At 48.0% G+C, this 18,485-nt stretch carries 6 protein-coding genes and 2 pseudogenes; 1 reads left to right on the top strand and 7 read right to left on the bottom strand.

Going from position 1 to position 18,485, the window contains the following annotated elements; genetic code table 11:
* The 5 genes and pseudogenes from AC5ELV_RS23255 to AC5ELV_RS23235 form a co-directional block, all read right to left on the bottom strand.
* Positions 1–10,425: pseudogene (locus tag AC5ELV_RS23255) on the bottom strand (amino acid adenylation domain-containing protein); the annotation flags it as partial.
* A gap of 611 nt (positions 10,426–11,036) precedes the next feature.
* A pseudogene (locus tag AC5ELV_RS23250) lies at positions 11,037–11,369 on the bottom strand (LLM class flavin-dependent oxidoreductase); the annotation flags it as partial.
* 121 nt (positions 11,370–11,490) lie between these two features.
* Complete coding sequence (locus tag AC5ELV_RS23245; RefSeq protein WP_023988541.1) at positions 11,491–12,039, bottom strand: GNAT family N-acetyltransferase; 549 nt, start codon at positions 12,037–12,039, stop codon at positions 11,491–11,493.
* 284 nt (positions 12,040–12,323) lie between these two features.
* Positions 12,324–12,827 carry a ferritin gene (locus AC5ELV_RS23240; RefSeq protein ID WP_013310291.1) on the bottom strand — a complete coding sequence of 168 codons (504 nt, stop codon included), beginning with the start codon at positions 12,825–12,827 and terminating at the stop codon, positions 12,324–12,326.
* Between the two features lie 134 nt (positions 12,828–12,961).
* On the bottom strand, positions 12,962–15,910 hold the full coding sequence (locus AC5ELV_RS23235; RefSeq protein WP_493432075.1) for a glycoside hydrolase family 48 protein: 2,949 nt from the start codon (positions 15,908–15,910) through the stop codon (positions 12,962–12,964).
* Positions 15,911–16,226: 316 nt separating this feature from the next.
* On the opposite strand from AC5ELV_RS23235, the gene AC5ELV_RS23230 reads away from it, so the two are divergent.
* Positions 16,227–16,595 carry a DUF423 domain-containing protein gene (locus AC5ELV_RS23230; protein ID WP_493432071.1) on the top strand — a complete coding sequence of 123 codons (369 nt, stop codon included), beginning with the start codon at positions 16,227–16,229 and terminating at the stop codon, positions 16,593–16,595.
* 90 nt (positions 16,596–16,685) lie between these two features.
* Here AC5ELV_RS23230 and AC5ELV_RS23225 read toward each other — a convergent pair whose 3' ends face one another.
* Positions 16,686–17,540 (bottom strand): sugar phosphate isomerase/epimerase family protein, encoded by an 855-nt coding sequence (locus tag AC5ELV_RS23225; protein WP_493432070.1) that lies wholly within the window; start codon positions 17,538–17,540, stop codon positions 16,686–16,688.
* Positions 17,541–17,559: 19 nt separating this feature from the next.
* Positions 17,560–18,294, bottom strand: coding sequence for a thioesterase II family protein (locus AC5ELV_RS23220; RefSeq protein ID WP_493432069.1), 735 nt, complete (start codon positions 18,292–18,294; stop codon positions 17,560–17,562).
* Between the last annotated feature and the right edge of the window lie 191 nt (positions 18,295–18,485).

The following is an 18,485-nucleotide window of genomic DNA, read 5'->3' as shown; positions in this document are numbered from 1 at the left end:
GCAAGCGGCATCAAAGGAATAACTGGCAAACATCAAGACATGATCCGACAAGCTCATCTGTAGGGTTTCATCGAAATAGGTTTTGAGATTACACAGCCCGCGGTGCTCGATCATCACACCCTTCGGCTGTCCCGTCGTCCCCGACGTATAAATCACATATGCCAGATCGTTCGTGCCAGACAATGGCTCCAGATTCGAACCGTCCTCGTGGTAGACCTCCTGCACCCCATCCAGCACCAGTACCTTGCCGCCAAAAGTAGCCTTTTCCACCAGATGGCTTTGCGTTAGCAGCAATTCTGCACCTGAGTCATCGAGCATGTAGCGGATACGTTCCTCTGGGTACGTCGGATCTATCGGAACATACGCGCCTCCGGCTTTCATAATCCCGAACATCCCCACGATCATATCTATCGAGCGCTCCGTCATCAGACCCACCAGACGATCCTTCGTCATGCCATGACTCCGTAAGGTACGAGCCAATCGGTTGGCTCGTTCATTCAGCTCGCGGTAGGTCAGCTGTTCTCCTTCGAAGAACAAGGCCGCCTGCTCTGGGGTTTGCAAAGCCTGCGCTTCAAACAAACCGTGAATGGTCTGCTCGCTTGGATAGTCCGCTGCCGTATCTCCCCACACGCGAAGGATTTGCTCGCGTTCTTGCTCACTCAATACATCCAGCTCACGTACAGGAATATTCGGGTTGGCCGTTACCTGCTCCAGCAGCTGCACCAGATGTCTCTGAATCTGTTCTATATTTGCCTGCTCAAAAGCCAGAGCATTGTAATTAAAGCTCATGTGAATGGCTTTCCCCGACTGTACCACCAGATTAAAGTCATAGCTCGTCGGTTCGACGGACTCTACACGATTCCTACTGAAACTAGCTTCGGCAACGTCATTCACTTGCTCAGCTTGTTCCTCACCTGAATCATTTACAAAAATGAGTATATGGTTGATCAAATCCTCCTTAAGCTCCAACAACGCTTGAATTTCATCCAGTGAATACATGGCATGCGCATGGATAGATCTAGACTGCTTCTCAATTTGTTTCATCAAATCCGAGAACAGGCTTTCCTCATGACTATTGATCCGTACAGGTATCGTATTTATGTGCTGCTCAATTATTTGCCCTACTTGTGAAGCGTCCATCGTACGCTCGGAATCCATACTGCCAAACACGACGTCATCCGTGCCATTATATTTTTGCAGCAATATGCCCCAAACGCTCTGGATCAGCGTATTTAAAGTCACCTGATGACGCTTGGCGATCTGCTGAATCTGGATCGTCAGACTTACACCCAGATCAAAATCAAGTTGCTCTGGCTGATATTTCTTGTTACTCAGCATTTTTGCCTGAGGCAAATGGGACGGCTCCGTATTCCCCTCCAAATATGCCCTCCAGTAACGAGAAGCCTTTTGGCGGTCTTGATGGATTTTTAGGATAGGTACGGTTTCTTTTGTTGTGACCCATTCCAGCTCACCCAACGTCGTATCGGGATTCACCGCAATAGCTTCAGCCAACCGTACGAAGTGGCGCGTAATCTGCTCGATGGTTTCTCGCTCATACAGTGACGTTGCATACTCTAATCCGAATTGAATACTTTCTTCCTTCTCACTGGCTTCCAGCATCAGGTCAAACTTCGCCGGAGCCTGTTCCATACCATATGGACGGAAGCTGATATCCGCTAGTCTCAGCTCACTTTCTTCGGTGTTTTGCAGCACAAACATCGTGTCGAACAGTGGGTTGCGGCTCATATCCCGTTTCACGTTCAGCTTTTCCACCAGTTCCTCAAACGGATAGTCCTGATGCTCATATGCTTGCAAGGCCCGTTTTTTCACGTCCTCCACGTACTGACGGAATGTTTGCGTTGAGGTTGGATGATTACGCATGGCCAGCGTACCGACGAACATCCCGATGATCGGCTCCAAATCCACATGTGGTCGTCCTGCAATCGGGGTGCCGACAATAATGTCTTCCTGTCCGGTGTACTGATGCAGCAGCGCTGTATAGACTGCCAGCAGCACCATGTACAGCGTCGAACCTGTCTGGGCTGCCAGTTCCTTCAAGCGCTCGCTGACTTCGCGTTCCAAGCCGAATACCACCGTAGCGCCTGCCGTGCTTCGTACCGCAGGACGTGTAAAGTCCGTTGGCAAGTTCAGTACAGGCAGATTACCTCTAAAGGTATCCAGCCAGTATGCTTCCTGATGTTTCATCCAATCTTGCCGTGCTTTACTTTGTTGCCAAACGGCATAATCCTTGTATTGAATCCGCAATGGGGATAGTTCTTCGCCGCTATATAAGCGAGCAAATTCGCGGGTCAGCACACCCGTCGACACACCGTCCGAGATAATATGATGCATATCGAGCATTAACAGATACTGCGGTTCTTCTATTCCCTGTACGCATAAATCCATCAAAGCTACCCGCAGCAGCGGAGCGGCTTGCAGATCAAATGGACGCACAAAGCGTTGAACACATTCTTGTACTTTCCTGCTTGCAAGCAGCTCAGACACCGATGCATATTGCTCCAGTGCTGTATCACAATTTAAAACTTCCAGGTAGGTTTGTCGTTCAACAGCTGGATACGTTACTTCATGCCCTGCCTGCACCTTCACGTACTCCACTTCGAACGATACATTATCTTGAATCTGCTGCATCGGCTCGCTGTTCACCATTTCAAAGTGGGTGCGAAGGGTTGCATGGCGTAAGATCAACTGACGGAATACTTCTTCCATTCGGTTTACATCCAGCGGGCCGCTTACCTGGAACACGGCAGGCATGTTGTAGTTCACATCATGGGGATCCAGCTGTTGCAGAACATACATCCGTTTTTGCGCGGAGGACAGCGGATAGAAGCTGCTTTCTACCGTTACTGGAATGGACGCATACGCCACTTGATCCAGATTTTCAATAACCGCTGCCAGCTGTTCAATCGTCGGCGCTTCAAAAATGATGCGCAACGGAAGTGATTTGTTCAGTTCTTTGTGAATCTTGGAGACCAGTGTGGTTGCACGTAATGAGTGTCCGCCAATTTCGAAAAAGTTTGCTTTCACGCCGACTTGCTCCAGGCCCAGCACATCCTGCCAAATTTGCGTCAGCTTCGATTCCACCCACGTACGCGGCGCGATATAATCCGCTCCCGTTTGCAAACTTCCGTCCGGTACAGGCAACGCCTTGCGGTCAATTTTACCGTTTGGAGTCAGCGGCATGTGCTCCAGCTGCACAAAGTATGAAGGCACCATGTAATTCGGAAGCTCTTTGCCCAGTAAGCCACGCAATTCACCGGCACTTACTTCCCGTTCCGCTACATAGTAGGCAACGAGCTGATGTTGTCCCTGTTCGTCGGGATGAGCCAGCACGATGACCTCTTGCACAGCCTCTACCTTCAGCAAATGCGCCTCCACCTCACCCAGCTCAATCCGATAACCTCGAATCTTCACTTGATGATCAATCCGACCCAAGTACTCAATCGTGCCATCCGGCAACCATTTCGCAAGGTCACCTGTTCGGTACATTCTGTTGGCGCGAGTTGTTAGTAATCCTGTAGCTCGTTGAGTCTCTTCTTCGATGAACGGATTGGGGATAAACTTCTCTGCCGTCAGGACCGGCAAGTTCAGATAACCACGTCCTACACCAGCCCCGCCGATATACAGCTCACCGGCAACACCCATCGGAACCAGCTTGTGCCGGGCATCCAAAATATACACCGAGTGGTTGGCCAACGGAGTTCCGATGGAAAGTGTGTGCACTCCTTTATCTAGAAGTACATTCAGGACTTCTGCATCTTCAATTGTATAAGCGGTTGTATCTACCGTCGTTTCAGTCGGGCCATACACATTCGTGATTACAGGCTGATACCCGGACCATTTATGCAAAAATCCGTTCACTAACTGTACGGACAGCGCTTCGCCGCCGATCAGGTAATGCTTCACTCCAGGCGCTTCTGTTGCCGTGGCTGTTTCGTTCAATATGTACAAATGCGCTGGCGTACCATCTGACAGGTCGATCTGATGCTCACGATAGTATGCGATAAGCTGTTCACCATTTAGACTGATATCACGCGCAACAACGTGCAGTGCATGTCCCAACAGCAGACTTGCAAAAATTTGCTGTACCGAGGCGTCAAACACATACGCTGACAGCCACGCCACGTGTAAAGGGTGATCATAGCGGCTATACACACGCTCAGACAAAGCATGTGTCAAATTGATTACATTGCTTTGTTCAATCATGACCCCTTTCGGTTGCCCGGTCGTTCCTGAGGTATAAATCATGTAGGCCAGATCGTTCGGCCCGGATATCGGTTCCAGATTCGAGCCGTCCTCATGATACACGGAGGTAAAAATCCGGTGCTCCTGAATCATCTCGTTCTGCGTATCCGGCTGTGATTTTGTATATTCAGCCTGCTCCGCGTTCAACACCAAGACCTTGCCGTCGAAGGCTACATTTTCCACCAAGTGACTTTGCGTTAACAGCAGCTCTGCTCCCGAGTCGTCCAGCATGTAGCGGATACGCTCTTCCGGGTACAGCGGATCAATTGGCACATACGCGCCCCCGGCCTTTAAAATACCGAATATTCCAACGATCATATCCACCGAACGCTCCGTCATCAAACCGACCAAATGGTCTCTCGTTACACCGTGACTACGTAATATGCGAGCCAATTGATTGGCCCGTTCATTCAGTTCCCGATAAGTCAGTTGTTCATCCCCAAATACCAATGCCAACCGCTCTGGCGCTTTCGCAACCTGTTTTTCAAACTGCTCATGCAGCGTTTCACCCTGCGGGAAAGGTACGGCTGTATCATTGAACCCGGACACAAGTAAATACTTCTCCTCATCCGATACGATATCAATATCAGCCAAAGTGACACCAACATCCTTCGTCACCGTCTCCAAAATTCGCACAAAATGCTTCGCCATCTGTTGGATCGTATCCATCTTAAACAGCTTCGTGCCATACTCCCAAGTGAAAGATAACCGATCTTTTCCCTCAGTCACATGTAATGAAAAATCAACTTTGGATATGCCAGCGTTCAATTCTTCCGGTATAAAACGGATGCCTCCGGCCTCCAAAACATCTGTGCCGACATTTTGCAAACTGAACATCGTATCGAACACCGGATTTCGGCTTAAATCCCGAACCAGCTCCAGCTTGTCTACCAGCTCGTCAAACGGATAGTCCTGATGCTCCAGTGCCGATAGCGAGCTTTGTTTGACCTCCTGCAAAAAGGATTGAAACGATAAAGTCGACTGCGGCTGGTTACGGAAAACGAGTGTATTCACGAACAGGCCAATCATCGCTTGTGTGTCTGCATGCCGTCTTCCGGCAACAGGAGAACCAACGATAATATCCTCTTGACCCGAATATTTTCCTAACAGAACGTTATACGCCGCCAAAAGTACCATGAAGATCGTCGATTCGGTATCCTGAGCCAGCTTGTAGAGCGCATGCGTCATTTCAAGTTCCAACGTGAAAGTGAAGCTATCTCCTTCAAAGCTTTGGGCTTGCGGACGCGGAAAGTCCGTAGGCATGTTCAGTACAGGAAGTTCCCCATTCAAGGTTTCGAGCCAGAATGTTTCATCCGTTTGTAATAAGCTACCCGTGATTTGCTCGTTATGCCAAGCAACAAAGTCTTTGTAATGAAGCTGAATCTGGGCAAGCTGTCTACCCTGATAACGCTGAATGATCTCCTCCAGCAGCACAGCCATAGAGAACCCGTCCGCAATAATATGATGCATATCTACTAGCAGCACGAAGCCGCTCTGAATAACTTCAAACAGCTCGGCGCGGAACAAAGGCGCTGTTCCCAAGTCAAAAGGCTGAACAAACAAAGCTTGTGCCCGTATTGCTTCTTCCTTGGTGATTGGGGAGAACGGGATATCAAACGATATCGTGTCCCGAACTTTTTGTACGACTTCCCCGTCTTCCAGTTCAAAATACGTCCGAAAGGAATCATGTCGCAAAACAACTTCCTGAACAGCCCCAATAAATCGGGTAATGTCCAAATTGCCTTCAATGTGAAGCTGACCGGATACATGATAAGCCGTTCCCCCTCCCAATTGATCTAGTACGTACATCCTTTTTTGGGATGAGGAAACTGGATAAAAAGGTTGGGTTGCTACGGGTACAATCGGTTCATACGTCTGTTTGGTTCCTCTGGTCACATAAGTTGCCAGCTCCGCGATTGTTTGCAGCTCAAAAATATGGCTAAGCGGAATCTGTACACCCAACTCTTTGCTCACTCTGGAGAGAATGACCGTCGCTTTTAACGAATCTCCACCCTGTTGGAAAAAGTTATCATGTCGGCGGACTTCATGTACATTCAAAACATCCTTCCAAATAGTCACGAGTTGATCCTCTACGGCATGCAACTCAGCGTCGGCACCTTTTGGCGTAAAAAGACTGGACTGTCCCGGCTCCGGCAGAGCCTGCAGATCCGGCTGACCATCAAGCAAGAGCGGAATCTGATCCATTAGAATCCAATAACGGGGTTGCGTATAATCTGGAAATGCTTCATTCACAGCCTGTTTCAATTCGGCTTCTTCCCAAGGAACGGATGCGCTTGTCGCCACATAAGCCGTCACACAAGAAACTTCTCCAGCTTCATCCATTTGTGACGTAATGACGCAGCTCTCCAATTGGAACATTTGCAGCAAGTATTTTTCCAGTTGCTCCAGATTGACCTGGTGCCCGCGAATGTGCATCATCCGGTTCAAATGACCCATATGCTGTAGCTTGCCTCCAGCTTTGACGTAAGCCCATTCCCGAGTTGTACCCAACAAACCTGCGTCTGCCGAGGCTTGATACACTTCCCCCGCTGTTCCGGCAGGAGCTGGCTGCTTGTACGCATCGAGAACGCAAGGATAATTACCGTGGATGTCGGCGTTCGCAGCCCAAGTAGCTAAAAGCTGTTCCTTTTCCGAACCGCAAAGTAAAGATAGTGAGGAAACACGGCTTCTCTCGTCCGCCACGATGGAATGCAGCAGATGGAGGAAATATCCAGCCCATTCTTTAATCGTGACTACCTCAAAAAGATCCGTATTAAATTCAAAATCCAGACGTAATTGCTTCTGTACCTCTGTGACGTTCAAAAACAACTCATATTTGCTGAAAGCTACAGCGTTTTCAAGCACTTCAACATCCAATTGATGGAATTGAAAACGCGGAATCGGCCGATCCATATTAAATACAACATTCATCACAGGCAGATGCTTTAGCCCCAGTTGAGCCAATCCGGCAAAGCTGTATTTTTGGTAAGCCTCCAGTTCATGCATTCGCTTTTTGATCACTTCAGTATATTCACTAAAAGTAATCTCAGGTCGCACCTTGCCAATGACTGGAAGCAAGTTGACGCAATTGCCGATCAGTGAGAAGGTGTCCATATGTGATTGTCCCGCCGTAGGCACGTTAACAGTTATTTCTTGCTGTCCTGTCAGCCGATGCAGAAAAATTTGAAATGCCGATAGCAAGGTGACGAACAGACTGCTGCCGAGCTTGATGCTGGTTGTTCTCAATTGTTTGACGAGTGGCGCTTCAAGAATAACGGTATGTCGGCTTCCGTTGGAGGATGGATCCTGTATTCCACGTACTGGGGAAGGCAGATCTAGAACAGGCAAAGACTTCTCCAGTACGGTCGACCAAAAAGCGACGGCTTCCTCTCCCCCCGTCCTCAGCTCATCTTGCTGCCAAGCGGCATAATTCCGAAAAGGTACTGGGGCGGGTAAAGTAACCGCTTCATGACGAACCTGTGCGGAGTAGATCTGTTCCAGCTCCTGCATGAATACACCCATCGACCAGCCATCAGCAATCAAATGATGGAAGGTAAACACACCAAGGTGTTCCTGCTCCGATGTTTTCAGTAATTGAACACGGAATAGCGGCTCATCCGGTGTGAAAGGGAACGGCATGGTGCTGTCCTCAATCATCCATGTTTGGAGGTGCTGTTCCTGTTGATCCGAAGGGAAGCCCGTGAAATCATGCAGCGGTACCTCGATGTTCATCACAGAAGCAACTACCTGTGTCTCCCCATCGGGGCTTATGAAGGTGCGTAGAGCTTCATGGCGGCTCATAATGGTACGGATTGCCCCGGTGAAAATCTCCGGTTGAAATGGGCCGCGAAACCGTAGCAAGGCCGTTTCGTGTAAGGCTTGAGAGTCGCTTCGTTCCGAGACGGAGGCGAACCAAAGCTGCTTTTGGTCTGGAGTCAGCGCAATCACACTTTCTGGAACACCCACTGCTTCGGACCCAAGAGATACGGATACAGATTGCTTATCTGGGTCCGGGCCGTTTCCATTCGGGGGCGGGTCCGGTAAAAATCCCCCTTTACGCAACTCATTCACGCTATCCTTGACCGCTTGTACGATTCGCGCAATATCTTCCTCGGTATGGGCCGTGGACAAGAAGCAGTTTCGTCCTTCCCAGATATAGATGCCTTTGTCCAGCATGTGATAAAAGAACAATTCCAGATCACCTTTGAGCACGAAGCGGAATAGGGAACCATAGTGAACGACCTTCATAGGTACGTGTTCGTCAATGAAATAGCTGTTCAGTTCCGCTGCTAACGCCGAGGTGCGGCTGTTCAAGCGATTTTGCAGTTGCTCGCCATTTTTCTCCAAATGGTCTAGCACCGCTAAGGATGCAGCCATTGCCAGCGGATGATGGCAGAAGGTTCCTGCGACAAAGGTTCGCTGCTGCTCATGCTGCGGATAGGAATCGTCCCCGAAGCTCCATGTGCCTCCGTCGATCCCGTTCATAAAGGCGGCTTTTCCGGCTACGATGCCGATGGGCAGCCCGCCGCCAATGATTTTACCGTAGGTCACGAGGTCGGCTTGCACCCCAAACCACGCTTGGGCCCCTCCGGGCTGAATCCGGAAGCCTGTGATGACTTCATCAAAAATGAAGGCAGTACTCGACTGCTCCGTTATTTGGCGAATTTCCTGCAAAAAGGCTTTAGGCTGAAAATCTGGTCGACGGCTTTGCACCGGCTCCACTATAACCGCGGCCAGTTCATGTGCGTGGGTGCGGATATAATCCAGGGAATCGTCCGCCCCATAATGAAGCACGACGACATCGTCCACCATATGCTGCAAGATACCGGGAGCTAGAGGTGTCGAATGCTCCTTGTTATCACCCGCGCTCCCCAGTGCCAGCACCCCGTCGAATGTACCGTGATACGAGCCAGCAAAAATGACGACTTTAGCCCGTCCTGTGGCAGCACGTGCCAAACGGAGCGCGACCATAACGGCCTCGGTACCGGAATTATACAGAGCAATCCGTTCCACGCCGGTCATCTTGCATATTCGCTCAGCGACCTGTCCGGCCATGTTGGACATGGGGCCGACACACATGCCGTTCTTCAGTTCTTCCTCAATTTTTTCACGAATAAAGGCTGGATTGTGTCCGAACAGATTCACACCAAAGCCCATCGTCAAGTCGACATATTCATTGCCGTCCAGATCCCAAATTTTTGAACCATCGGCGCGTTGGGATACGATTTGGTACACCATTTCCTTCAAAACAGGTCGGAAACCAGCCACATTGCGGTTATTGGCGTATACGGAGCGATATTGCTGGGTGTACTGTTTGGTGCTACGCGTACGGGCCGTGTAGCGCTCAATCAGCTCTTGCAGATGTTGTTCCTGACGGTTCGTAAGCAATTCGCGCGTTTTAACATCCAGATTTTTGTATGGTGTGAACGACTTGGGTTGGGGATCAGTCTGTTTTGAGTCAATTGGGGTAAATAAAGCGGATACCTGAGAGGCGGCGATCTCTTGCTTAACTTCTGCTCGAACCAGCCCGCTCTTTTCTCCGTCGACCGACACCGAAGGTGATATTAGCGTTCTCGTCTGGAATGTAGCGGAATCTGCCACAGGAGCAGAGTTACTGTACTGCAGGACATCAAGCTGCTGTGACATCAGGTGAAGCTGTTGCTCCAAAATCCGTTCTAGACCCATAGAAGAAGCAGACCCCTGGAAGCTTTGAACTTCTGTCGGCTCTGCTGCATGAATTGACGTGGATGCCGGAAGGTCCGCTTGACGATATGTTTGAAATACATCAGGTACCGTCTGCTCGTTCAAATGCTGCTTATTTAAAATGAATGGAGCTTCCAGATGGTTTTCCAATACAATTTCATTTGGAGAATCTGTAGAGATAACCACCCGTTCAGCGACATAACTCGTTAACAGCTCCAAGTTGGTTAGTGTTTCAAAAAACTCATTCATTGGAATGTCCAATCCAAATGTATCCTTGATGCTATGACGGACTTGGGACAAATTAATGGAATCCAATCCAAGCTCCAAAAAATGTACTTGCGGCTCCAATTCTCCCAGACTAAGCTGGGACACATTTCCAATCATTTTCGCTAACTTTTGGCGAATAGATGATTGATGCTGATCCATTACCGATCCCGCCGCCGGATATTCATTCCCCATATTTATATCCCCTTTACCACTGAATTTTCATAAGCCAGCCCAGCATACGTCTGCGACAAATGACAGAATGGTTCCAACCTCGTACATATAGACACGGAGTGAATGACAAAAAATTGCAAAGAAGTAAGGGCTAAGTACAGCCTCAAGCACAAAAAATGCCTCAAGGCATATATTTTGACATATATATGTATCGAGACAGCCATAGCAACAATGAACAGAAGATTGTTGAACGTTCATAGGATTACAAATTGCATTCCGCGGTGTGAGCGAAAGGAAACAAATTAAGTGTATAATCTTAGGGGGTTGTGAATTTGAGTGGACTGAAATATGTAATTAAAAACTTAATATTTCAGCATCATAGATGAACTTAATCATTAAATATGGGAGTCATTCAAGGTGGTTGTTCTAAATAAAAAAAGCGTCAAATATATAACACTTCACTAACATCATAAAGTGAGTATTCCATAAATGTCAATGTTTTTCTTTTTTTAAAACAAGTAATTATATGGAAATTATTCATACATATTTACACTACAAAAACCCTATCTCTTGGTCGGCACAGACCCGAAAGCCCCCTGCATGGGAGACTTTTCTGAGATAAGGCTTTTGCATCATACGATAATCGACCTGCTTCCGTCATCTAGGTTCGGTCCCTGCTGCCAAATCGTACTGGGAATCTCTCGCCGCAATACCGGTATGATATCCTCGGCAAACTGATGCAGCTGTTCAAGCTGCTCCTGCTCTCCCAGCCCATCTACCCTTATGCTGAGCTACCGTCGTCGAGTGGTAGGCATCATAATACGGGCGATAGCGTCTGATCGCTTCCTCGTCTGTATCCCCAGATACAAGCTCCCGGCTCCGGCACCAATTACGGCCTGAGCAGGATCATGACCGTAATAAGCGAGCCGTTCACGGTAATGATCAATTAGCGTTTTTTGCTGCGAACTCCAGGCTTCTTCGGTAATCGCATTAGGCAGATTAGCTATTAGGCTGAACAAACAAACTTCATTCGTTCCTCCCCCCTTCTGCGAACGAATCGACTTCGTCCGTTCCCTATGATCGCGTCTAATTTCGGTTAGCTGTCTCGGCTTCATTTTTTTCACGAATGTAGGTGGAGAATAATTCAGGATTCACCACTTTACGCAATAAATGCATCGTCCCGTCCCCTGTTCCATGGTCAAAAGCATGGATACGTTCATACCCCCAACGCTCGTACATGGATAGCAAATAGGGATGCTTTTCCGCAGTCGCCAGCGTCACAGCAGGAGCACCGACCTTGTCACGAATAATCGTTTGCTCTACCCAGTTCAGCAGTTTTTTCCCATATCCTTTGCCCTGGGCAGCCGGGTCTACAGCAAACCACATCACAAACGGTAGATCGGTTATAAAATTAAGGGCTCTATTTTTGAGATGGCTAACGGTAGCCTGAATGACACCGTCTACTTCCAGCACATAGCAATCATTATTTTTAATGTTTTCTTGAATGAGAGCAACGTCTGCCTGAGCGGCAGGCCATCGAAGCTCCAACTGCCGAATTGTTTCATATGCCTCATACGTCACATACTGCAATCTTTCTGCGTCCTCCTGGAGTGCCAGACGATAGATTTCACTCATACTAACCCGCCTCCTTATAATGTTTTTATAAAACGAGTGAATCACTATATAACTATTCCCATCTATTTAATAAGATATAAAAGTTAACATAACTGTAGCATGCTCACCATTCAGCGACAAATTAATTTTTTCTATAACTCCATTTAAAATAACAATAGCCCCTCGAATGATGGGAATTCGTTAATTAAGTCAACGCAAAAAAGCCCGAATCGGGCTCCTCTACGTTCTAGACGAATAAAATGCGGGCCATATCTCCGGCATTCAAACACAACATGTATGCTGTGTTACTCCGCAGGGGCAGTAAAGCTGCGTTTGGCAAACTCACTGTCCAGCATATAAAAGGCGTTACTGTCTCTTTCAATGCGCTTAAGCTTCTGGATAACACTGTCGAACAGGGCTTCCTCTTCGACTTGCTCATCAATAAACCATTTCAGGAAATGGATCGTTGCATGCTCACGTCCATCGAGGGCCAAGTCAGCCAAATGATAAAATTTTTGCGTGTTTTGCTGCTCATGCTTGTAGCCATGCTCAAATACGTCCAGCATGGAATCGTAGCTATTTTTCGGCTCAGGCAATGCAGCTAATGTAGCGCGTCCTCTACGGTCATTAATGTATTTATACAGTTTCATGGCATGAAACCGCTCCTCCTCAGCTTGTACCAGGAAGAAGTTTGCAAACCCATCCAGACTTTCACTGGAGCAATAAGCAGCCATCGCCAGATATACGTGAGCGGAGTAAAATTCAAAGTTCATTTGCTCATTCAGAGCCTGTGCCAAATTGTCATTCATGTCTCAGGTCACCTCGGTCATGTATGTAGTGATGTAACGATCATAGTGTACCACGAATCCGATCACAAAAAAACGGACGGAAGTGAATTCAACATTCTCACGTTCCGCCCGTAATCTCTACAATTAGTTTACAATCAAGGCTCCAGACCCCAGACACGTTTGTCGTTTATATACAAAGGTGCTTTATCCCAATCCGTATAAGAGGTCTTGGTTGGATCATAGGAAAAATCATCACTTTCGTTATAGTTGCTCCAGTCCGTCTTATTCATGCGAATCTGAATATCCCCTGTATTTTCCCCTGCTGCCAGACTTCCCGCACCCGCTCCAAAGGAGATTTCCAGATAATAATCTGCGCCTGTAACGGCCTTATCCAGTTTTACAAAACGTCCCAGAACGTTACTACTACCCAACTGTGCATAGTCACAATGGAATTCCTGTGACTTGTCGCCATCTACGGTGTAGTAGTATCGCAGCTTGACATTCTTCAGATCAACAGCCTCTTTACCCTTGTTTACAATACGGAACAGTGGCCGAATCTGGTTATCTCCCGGGTTGGTGTCGCCCACGCGGTATTGGGCAATCACATCTCCCGTTGCCGGAATGGGTGCTGCCGTAGGCTTGGCACTGACCTCGGCAGAATTCGGGCTGGTTCCTAAAGAATTTGTTGCATTTGCCACATAATAATAAGTGGTTTCATTCACCACTCCTGTATCCTTGTAAGTGCTGTCTGTTACCGTTGCTACTGTGGTATAAGGGCCACCACTGGTTGTCGAGCGCTTGACTGTATAGCTATCGGCACCCGTCGCTTTGCTCCAGGTCAGTGTAACCTGAGCATCCCCTGCGTTTGCCTTCACATTTGCCGGAGCTTTGGGAGCTGTCGGCTCGGTTGGTCCACTACCGTTAATGAGACGGTCATACTCGGCATAAGCCGTTGCCATATCCACTTGGGACCAGAAACGGTGATACGTAAATTCTGGAGCACCCTTATCCCATTTTTTGGTCTGCTTGTTCCATGAAGTCGTGTATTTATCCTTGAGATAAGACCATTGCGGATCTTTAGTGATATTAGGCCGAATGTCACTATAGCTGGAATACGTACCATTACCGCCTTTGGACGGATCAGACGGTGTAGCGTCTGTGCCAGGGATTGTGTTGCCTTGTCCAGTCTTACCGCTCCAGCCGCTCGGAATATACACTTCTTTAGTGAAATAGCGATAATAATCCTCGCGCGCTTCCTTCGTTGTAATGCCTATACCATCGTTATAACCCCATGCAGCATCAAGCAAAGCTTTAGACAGATCCTTAGCTTCCTTGCCTAACTCGGAATAGTCTCCTTTTTCAGCTTTCGTTCCAGCAGCAAAGAAAGTAAGTGCTTTAACATAGCTGCCCAGCACTCCGGCATCCTGCCCTGGATTCTTTGTTACCACATGGAGATTGCTATTACCTTTATGATTGGCAAATCCGCTCCAGGTTTCAGGCTTTCCGCTCCATTCCAGATTGCTCGGCAGCCAGAATTCCCCTTTAGCTGCTGTAGTAGCCACTTTCGGATTCTTGCCACCCAGAATACGCTTACCTTGAGCGTCCAAATAGTATCCCTGCGCATCAGTCACAGGCCGTTCGTTGGCAAATACATAGCTCTTGGACCACGCTATCCAGTTTTCCGTCACTTGTTTAGCCATTTTAAACTGCTCGGATGAAGTATCCCCTTTCTTGGCTAAAATGTAGTACAGCTCGGCAACTCGCTCGACAGGCCAAGCCTGCATCCCGAACCAGTTGTTCGACGGTGGATCGTTATATACAGGAGCCCCTGTATAAGCCATGCCATAAAAGGTACTTGTGCCAGATGGATAAGCCTTGTAGGCACCATCCCAGCTATTCGTCGCTCCGCCTGCAATGGCCCCCTCATCGGATTGCAGCCAAGTATAAAACTCCAGTTGGCGCTTCAGCGAGGTCGCCCAGTCCTGTCCCGCCGTTGGTGAATTCGGTATTAATCCACCATCTTGATCGGACAACGCATACGCTGCGACGACATTTTGGTAGCCCTGATGTGCATGGCTGGCGCCGATACGCCAAGCCCAGTTGCCGCTTTGGCCCAGTCCGCCTCCCCAAGCCGTATACCACGCCATCAGGTAAAGGCTGGCATCCTTGCCCGTACCAGCAATTGGACTGCCGTTGGAAGCGCTTCCGGTTTTCTGGAAGTATTTATCGTACATGCCGTAACGCAAAAAGTCTCCCATCTTTTTGGCTTTATCCAAATATACGGAGTTGTCATATCCCAATTCCTTAGCCCAGTACATCGCTTGAACTGCCCGTGCATCCGCATCGGTGGCATTCGTGTAACGCCATTGCTGTGCCGGGGCATTATTTTCCTTGGTGAACAGGCTCATAAAGCCTTCATTAGACTTGCCAAACTTATGATTATCTTGTGATGGATGCGGTACAGCCTCCCAGACTGATTCCTGTTCCCCACGCTGGAAGGTGTTGACATAGGCTGCTGTATGCGACGGATTCAGAAGATTGCCGAAACCGTACCAATTATCCACGTCCAGCAGCCAGTGCATCAGATACGTTTGGTTATTGCCATAGGTTGCCTTCAGCTCAGAGTCCAGTGGATCCTTGCCAGCACCATACTGACCACTCAGACGACTTGGGTATTGATCCGGCTGCGGATATTCTGCGGCATAGGTGGCAGGGCTGTTCGGGTTGTAGTTACTCATTGTTGGCTGCTCTTCCTTACCATCGCCTTCATTCACAGGAATGATATATTTCTCCATGTTGTCCCATGCGGATTCCAAATGCCCCCAATCCCCGGTATAATGACCATACAGCACTTCCAGCCACATCCAGTAGCTGTATGCTTCCGAGGTCGTTAAGTGTCCGTAATCCGGAGCCTCGCTCATGAGCGTTTCAACGGAATGATAAGGGATGCCTTCTTTTGAAAAGTATCCGCTAGCCGGGTCCTTCAGCTGTTTATACAATTGTAGAAAGCGTGTCGATTCCGGTGTTGCGGCTGATGCACGGTCGGGTTCGGCTTGAAATAAGCCCAAGGTTAACGGAAGTACCAAAATGGCTGACATGACCATAGAGACAGATTTCCTGAACACGGATTTTCTGCTGATCACTTTTGCATTCATCCTCTCCATTATCAATTTTGGCTTTGCACAAGATTTTATTCCGAAAAACGACAACACAAAAAGACAGCATCATCACCTCACTTTCCCATAAAAAAGGTGGAGGACACGCTGTCTATTGCTCCAAATGCTTCGCATTGGCCCTGGGAAAAATATACCACACTAGGCGCCAAATGAGAGTCGAAAAAATCTATATGTTTAGAGTTTCACAAGGAAAATTGACGAAATCGATTGGAATCGGTACTATTTCACAGGGAGGCGTTAAAACATGAAAATTTTGCTATTGCTTGGTTGTATCGTGATGTTTTTAGCCGTAGCTCTGGGAGCGTTCGGCGCACATGCATTGAAAAAGAGACTTTCCGTGGACATGATGAGCATATTCCAAACAGGAATTCAATATCAAATCGCTCACGGACTGGGTTTGCTGCTGCTTGGAGTTCTTGCTGACAGCCTTGTCCATTCTTCTCTCATCGTTACCGCAGGCTGGTTTATGCTGGTGGGTATTCTCCTGTTTTCTGGTAGTTTGTATGCCCTTAGTGTATCCGGTGTGAAAAAGCTTGGGGCCATCACCCCCATTGGCGGGTTGGCTTTTTTGGCAAGCTGGGTCATTGTGATCGTGGCAGTTGTGCAAGGTTAACAAGGTTAAAGAAACAGAGACTTGGAAAAGATGGCGCTTCCAAGTCCTCGATTTATTAACTTATCATTCCTAAGTATATGAAAGAATACATTATTTCGTCTGCACTTGCTGTGCTTTCTGAGCGGCTATCCGATGACCTTCGATATAACGTCTGGATTCAGCCATTTCATGCTCCTGAGCAGCTTCCATAATAATATGAACCCCCGGCTTGTACTGCTCCAGCAGTTCCATGTAGAGGCCATAGTTCATGTCACCAAAACCCGGTGGCACCGTCTCAATTTCACCTGACGATGACAAACGTCGGTCTTTGGCATGGGCTGCGATAATCCGAGGGCCCAGCAGTTGGAAAGCTTCGCGGATGATCTCATCCTGCTGCGCCAGATTTTCCGTTTTCAGCAGATTACCCGGATCAATCACAACACCGATGTGTGAAGAAGGTACTTCCTCCAGAAAGGTAGCCAGCTCTACGGCAGTTCCAACCAAATGATCGTTTGCAGCTTCCAATCCTATGAATACGCCCCACTTCTCCGCTTCATCTGCTAATTCACGCACTACTTCCCTTACAACTCTCCAGTCACGTTCCGTATAGGCGGTACCATCCTCATTACGTCCGACTTCGGCTGCTACCATTGGTGCTCCTAACAGACCCGCATATCGGATCAGCTCTTTAAAGCGCTCTACATTTTCACGCAGCAATTCCTCATCCTGTATAAAAAAATGCAAATAGCACCCGAGCACCGATATGGATACACCATGCTTACGAAATTCTTCTGCGATAGACAGTGCCAATCCCGGATTGAACTTACCCGGTTTATTAAAATCCACATCACTGATCGCTCTCCACGGAGCCAGCTGAACATGAGTAAAGCCCGCTGCGCCTACCTTTGCAGCCAATTCACGATAAGGCAACTTGCCAAACAAATGTGCCAATACACCTACTGTCACTAAAAATCACCTCTTATTTTTATTGTTGTATGCTACTTGTTACTGTACTCTGCTCCAAGGTCTCATTGATGATGTGCGTAATCCGTTCCACTTCATCATGAATAAAAAAGTGTCCTCCCTCAAAGGTAAACATACGAAATTGCTGATCCGTATGGTGCGCCCACGCCTCTGCATCTTGTAAGGTCACCGTGTTATCGGTCATTCCCGTCAAAGCGGTGATAGGACAATGTAAAGGTGCGGCTTTAGCCATGTACTTATACAACTCGACAGCTTTGAAATCCGCTCTTAACACCGGCATAAAATAGTCGTATAATTCCCGATTGTCAAAAATCGCTTCCGAAAGCTGACCGTACCGCTGCAAATGCGTCCTGAACTGATCTGCAGGCAGATCGTGTAGCCACGGAGAATTTCTTGGGACATGCGGTGCCCGTCCACCCGAAACGAACAGATGAGCAGGCTTGCCATATCCAGCGGCCACCAGCTTGTAGTACAGCTCGAATGAGATCATCGTTCCCATACTGTGGCCGTATATGGCATAAGGATCACCGGGGGCTATCTCTTCGCTGATCTTGTGCAACAGATCCTCGCTCATCTCCTCAATGCTTTCCTTTAGCGGCTCCCCTGAACGAATACCTCTGCCCGCTAATTCCAGTGGAACAAGCTTAATCTGCGGAAACAGAAACTTTTTCCATTTGAAGCTGACCGACGCCGATCCGCCTGCATACGGGATGAAAAATAATGTGATAGGTGCCATTCTTGCAACCTCCTGCCTTGCTAAGTTCTAACTTTTTCATTTTAGCATAAAAAGGTATATTTACCCATTTCAAATATTTTGCAAATTCCAGCAGAAAGGTTGAGAAAATCAAGCACATTTTACATAAGGCGGGAAATGTCTTCCTAAAGAAAGAATGGCCTTATGTTTGAATATAATCATGTGTTGGGTCT

Source organism: Paenibacillus sp. NMA1017 (genome assembly GCF_058895805.1).
This window is presented reverse-complemented; position numbering and strand designations above follow the sequence as displayed.